We start from the raw sequence: 4,601 nt of genomic DNA on the forward strand, positions 1-4,601 counted from the left end.
CGCCCCCGCCGGTCGGGATCAGCGCCAACTCACCCACGGGGGCATCCGCCCCGTCCTCGTCCTTCCCGTCCGCTTCGCCCCTGGGCGCGGGCGCGATGGCGCGCGGGAACGACAACGGCGGGGTGCGCGCGCCTGATGTGGAGGCGGTTTCCCGTCGGGATCCCTCCGGGCTGCAGGACTTCTAGGAGCCCACAGGCCCACGGCGGCGCCGCGGTGGGTGGCGGTCCGCAGGATGCCCAGGAGCCCGCGGGCTCCTGGGGCTCCAGGCCCTGGCGGTTCCCAGGGCCTGGGCGTTCCCGGGGCCCGGCGTTCCCGGATCCTGGAGTTTGAAAATATCGGAAAAGGTTCCGGATGTATCCACCATCACGGCATATCGGTCATATGGCCCTCTGGATCCGCGATGTCCGGTCCGCGGAATTCGTTCCAGTGGTGCCGGTCACGGCCATCGTCCGGCCATGACAGTTCTCAGCGGTGTTCTCGTCCTGCTGTCGGCCGTGCTGCTGGGGGTGGGGATCCTGGGCGGCACCGGTTTTGTCTATGCCTCGGTCGTGATCGGCCTGCTGGCGGCGGCGCTACTGCCGCTGGGGGCACGCAGGCCGTCCCGGCGTCCACCGGCAGGCCGGGACACCCGCTGAGTCTCCCGGCCTGAAACACTCCCGGCGAAGCCTGCCCGCGGTCTGTCAGCCAGCCGCGTCGGCTGTGCCGGCTGTGCCGGTGGTGCCGGCCGCCGGCCGCAGCCAGAACGTCAGCCCGAGATCCGGTGCGCGCTGGCCGGCATCGTCCGCGTCCTGGTCCGCCTGCTGGCCCGCGGGGGCGGCGCCCTCGGTGAACGTCACGGCGAGGACCTCGGCGGCCACGGTGGACGCGTGCTCCCGCAGGGCCTGGGTGGTCTGCGGCGTGTCCGCCGTCCAGCGGACGTCGACCCGGTCGGTGATGTCCAGGCCGGCGGCCTTGCGTGCCTCCTGCAGGATCCGCACCACGTCCCGGGCGACACCGGCCCGCCGCAGCTCGGGGGTGATCTCCAGGTCGAGGGCCACGGACAGCCCCGACTCCGAGGTCACGGCCCAGCCCTGCCGCGGGGTCTCGGAGATGATGAGATCGTCGCCGGCGAGCTCGATCCGTTCGCCGTCCACCTCGACGGTGAGCCGGCCGTCCACCGGCCGGCCCGCCGCGGCGACGGCCGCCGCGACCAGCGGGGTCCGCTTGCCGAACCGGCGGCCCAACGCCCGGAAGTTCGGTTTCACGGTGACGTCGACCACATCGGCGGCCGCAGCCTCGACGGCGGCGACGTTGAGCTCCTCGGCGATCTGGGCGCGCAGGTCCGCGCAGAGCCCGGCGAACTCGGGGGCGGCCACCACGGCGCGGGCCAGCGGCTGGCGGGTCCGCACACCGCTGCTCGCCCGGGCCGCCCGGCCGAGCTCGACCACCCGCCGCACCAGGTCCATCCGGGCGGCGAGCGTCGCGTCCACGAGCTCGGGCCGCGGGGCCGGCCAGCCGGCGAGGTGGACCGAGTCCGGGGCGTCCGCCCGCACACCGGCGGCCAGCTTCGACCACAGCGTGTCGGTGAGGAACGGGATGAAGGGGGCCAGCAGCCGGGTCAGGCCGTCCAGGCAGGTGTAGAGGGTCTCCAGGACGTCCGGGTCGGCCTCCCAGAACCGCCGCCGGGAGCGGCGCACGTACCAGTTGGACAGGTCGTCGATGAAGCGGGCCAGGCGGCGCCCGGCGCGCAGCGAGTCGAACCCGTCCAGCGCCTCGGTGACCTCGGTGATCGTGGCGTGCAGCTCGGAGAGCGCCCACCGGTCGAGCACCGGGCGGGCCTGCGGTTCGGCGGCGGGCGTACGCCCCGGCGCCCAGCCCGCGGCGTTCGCGTACAGGACGAAGAACGACGCGGTGTTCCAGTAGGTCAGCAGCACCTTGCGGACGATGTCCTCCAGCGCCTCGTGGCCGACCCGGCGGTCCGACCACGGCGAGCCCGCCGCGAGCATCAGCCAGCGCACCGCGTCCGCGCCGTGCCGCTCGAACAGCTCGAACGGGTCGAGGACGTTGCCCAGATGCTTGCTCATCTTGCGGCCCTCGGCGTCGAGGAGGAGGCCGAGGCAGAGCACGGTCTCGTACGACGAGCGGTCGAACACCAGCGTCCCGATGGCCATCAGGGTGTAGAACCAGCCGCGGGTCTGGTCGATGGCCTCGCAGATGTACTGCGCCGGGTACTGGGCCGCGAACTCCTCGCGGCTGCGGTGCGGCGCGCCCCACTGGGCGAACGGCATCGCCCCGCTGTCGTACCAGACGTCGATCACGTCCGGGACCCGGCGGGCCACCGCCGAGCAGGCCGGGCAGGCGATCGTGACCTCGTCGACGAACGGCCGGTGCGGGTCGAGCCCGGACAGGTCACGTCCGGCCAGCGAGGACAGCTCCAGCAGCGACCCGACACAGGTCAGATGCGCCGGGTCGGCGGTGCAGCGCCAGATCGGCAGCGGCGTGCCCCAGTAGCGGTTGCGCGACAGCGCCCAGTCGACGTTCCCTCGCAGCCACTCCCCGTAACGGCCGTTCTTGATCCGTGAGGGGTGCCAGTCGGTGCGCTCGTTCTCCGCCAGCAGCCGGTCGGCGACCGCAGTCGTCCGGATGTACCAGGACGGCAGCGGGTAGTAGATCAGCGGGGTGTGGCAGCGCCAGCAGTGCGGGTAGCTGTGGGTGTAGTCCTCGGCCCGCCACAGCACCCCGCGGGCGCGCAGGTCGTCGACGAGGGGCGCGTCCGCGTCCTTGAAGAACAGCCCGCCGACCAGCGGGACGCCGGTGACGAACCGGCCGTCGCGGCCCACCGGGTTGACCACCGGCAGCCCGTGGGCGCGGGCGACGGCAAGGTCCTCGGCGCCGAAGGCCGGGGCCTGGTGGACCAGCCCGGTGCCGTCGGTCGTGGTGACGTAGTCGGCGAGGACCACCGAGTGCGCGGCCGCCGTTGTGACCTGGCCGGTGGTCTGACCGGCGGTCTGAGCGGTGACCTGGCCGGCGGTCTGGCTGGCGGTCTGGCTGGCGGCGTGGCCGGTGGTCTGGCTGGCGGCGTGGCCGGTGGCCGCGGCCGGGGTGGCGAAGTCCGCCGCCGGCAGCAGCTCGAACGGGCGGGCGTAGGCCACCCCCGCCAGCTGCGCGCCGCGCAGCGTCCGGATGACCTCGGCGTCCGGGCCCACCGCGGCGGCGAGCAGCGGCTCGGCCACCAGCACCAGCTCGTCCGCACGGCCACCGGCGGAGGTCCGGGCGACCACGTAGGTGACGTCCGGGTGCACGGCGACCGCGGTGTTCGACACCAGCGTCCACGGGGTGGTCGTCCAGACCAGCAGGCTCACCCCCGCCTCGGCGAGCGGTCCGGACGTCACCGGGAACCGGACGTACACCGACGGGTCGACCACGTCCTCGTACCCCTGGGAGACCTCGTGGTCGGACAGGGGTGTCTCGTCACGCGGGCAGTACGGGGTGACCCGGTGGTCCTCGACGAGCAGCCCCCTGTCGAAGATCTGCCTGAGGGACCACCAGACGCTCTCGATGTAGGAGGTGTCCATGGTGCGGTAGGCGTTGTCCAGATCGCACCAGTAGGCCATCCGCTCGGTCATCCGGGAGAAGTCGGCGACGTGGCGCAGCACCGACTCGCGGCAGCGGGCGTTGAACTCGGCGATGCCGAAGTCCTCGATGTCGCTCTTGCTGGTGAAGCCCAGCTCCTTCTCCACGGCGAGCTCGACGGGCAGGCCGTGACAGTCCCAGCCGGCGCGGCGCGGGACATGGAAGCCGCGCATCGTGCGGAAGCGGGGGAAGAGGTCCTTGAACACGCGCGCCTCGACGTGATGGGCGCCCGGCCTGCCGTTGGCGGTCGGAGGGCCCTCGTAGAAGACCCACTGCGGGCCGTTGGCGGTCGCGTCCAGGGAACGCTGGAAGACCTTCAGGTCCTTCCAGCGCTGGAGCATGTCGCGCTCGAGGGCGGGCAGGTCGACCTGGGTCGACAGCGGCGGGAACACCGGCGCCGGCCGGGCCTGCCCGGCCGGCCGGGCGGCCGGGGCCTGCCCGGTGAGCTGGGGGGACGGGGTGTACGCGGCAGGCTGGTCCGGCGCGGCAGGCTGGTCTGGCTCGGTGGGCTGGTTCGGCATGGGCGGGTCTCCGTCAGATCTCCGTCGGTTTCGGGCTCCAACGGAGGGACGACACCCCACGGCACCCGGCGTTCGCCGGGGCGCGGTGGCACCGCGGTACCACCCTCCTTGCCTCCCGGGACGCCGGTGTGGCGGCCCGGACAGACCACTCGTCGCGCGCGGTACCGGATCTACTGGGGGCGCGGGCCCTGTTCTCCCGGCGGCTCAGGGGTGATCTTCGCAGCGCGCTGGCCGCCGGGCTCACACCGTCCCCGGCTCGCTGGACGCCGTCCTGAGGCCGGTCGTCCCTGGCTGCGCCCGCCGCTACTCGTCCCGTCAACGCCGTCCGCTGTGTCAAGCGTAGTGGACGGGACGGAGCATTCGGTGGGCCCCTGGCATCCGGAGCCGGGATCCCGGGCCGACCACCTCGGCCGGTCCGGGTGGCCGCCTGGCCCGGCCGCCGGCCCGTAGGTGAAAACCGCTGTGGGG

Annotated in this window: 2 protein-coding genes and 1 pseudogene; 2 read left to right on the forward strand and 1 reads right to left on the reverse strand. The window is 73.4% G+C overall.

Going from position 1 to position 4,601, the window contains the following annotated elements; translation table 11 throughout:
* Together AC5LUJ_RS15145 and AC5LUJ_RS15150 are read left to right on the forward strand one after the other, a co-directional pair.
* Positions 1-185, forward strand: a pseudogene (locus AC5LUJ_RS15145) (DivIVA domain-containing protein); the annotation flags it as partial.
* Between the two features lie 270 nt (positions 186-455).
* Positions 456-635: a hypothetical protein gene (locus tag AC5LUJ_RS15150; RefSeq protein WP_250285267.1), complete on the forward strand. Its 180-nt coding sequence runs from the start codon at positions 456-458 to the stop codon at positions 633-635.
* A gap of 45 nt (positions 636-680) precedes the next feature.
* On the opposite strand, the gene ileS is transcribed toward AC5LUJ_RS15150, so the two are convergent.
* A complete protein-coding gene (gene ileS, locus AC5LUJ_RS15155) occupies positions 681-4,133 on the reverse strand; it encodes an isoleucine--tRNA ligase (protein ID WP_493465141.1) in 3,453 nt (1,150 codons plus the stop codon).
* Positions 4,134-4,601 lie beyond the last annotated feature (468 nt).

It is taken from the genome of Protofrankia sp. CiP1_Cm_nod3 (assembly GCF_982290655.1).

Excerpts from the sequence above, each read along its gene's own strand:
- ileS (WP_493465141.1), bottom strand. The coding sequence starts at position 4,133 with ATGCCGAACCAGCCCACCGAGCCAGACCAGCCTGCCGCGCCGGACCAG.
- AC5LUJ_RS15150 (WP_250285267.1), top strand. The coding sequence starts at position 456 with ATGACAGTTCTCAGCGGTGTTCTCGTCCTGCTGTCGGCCGTGCTGCTG.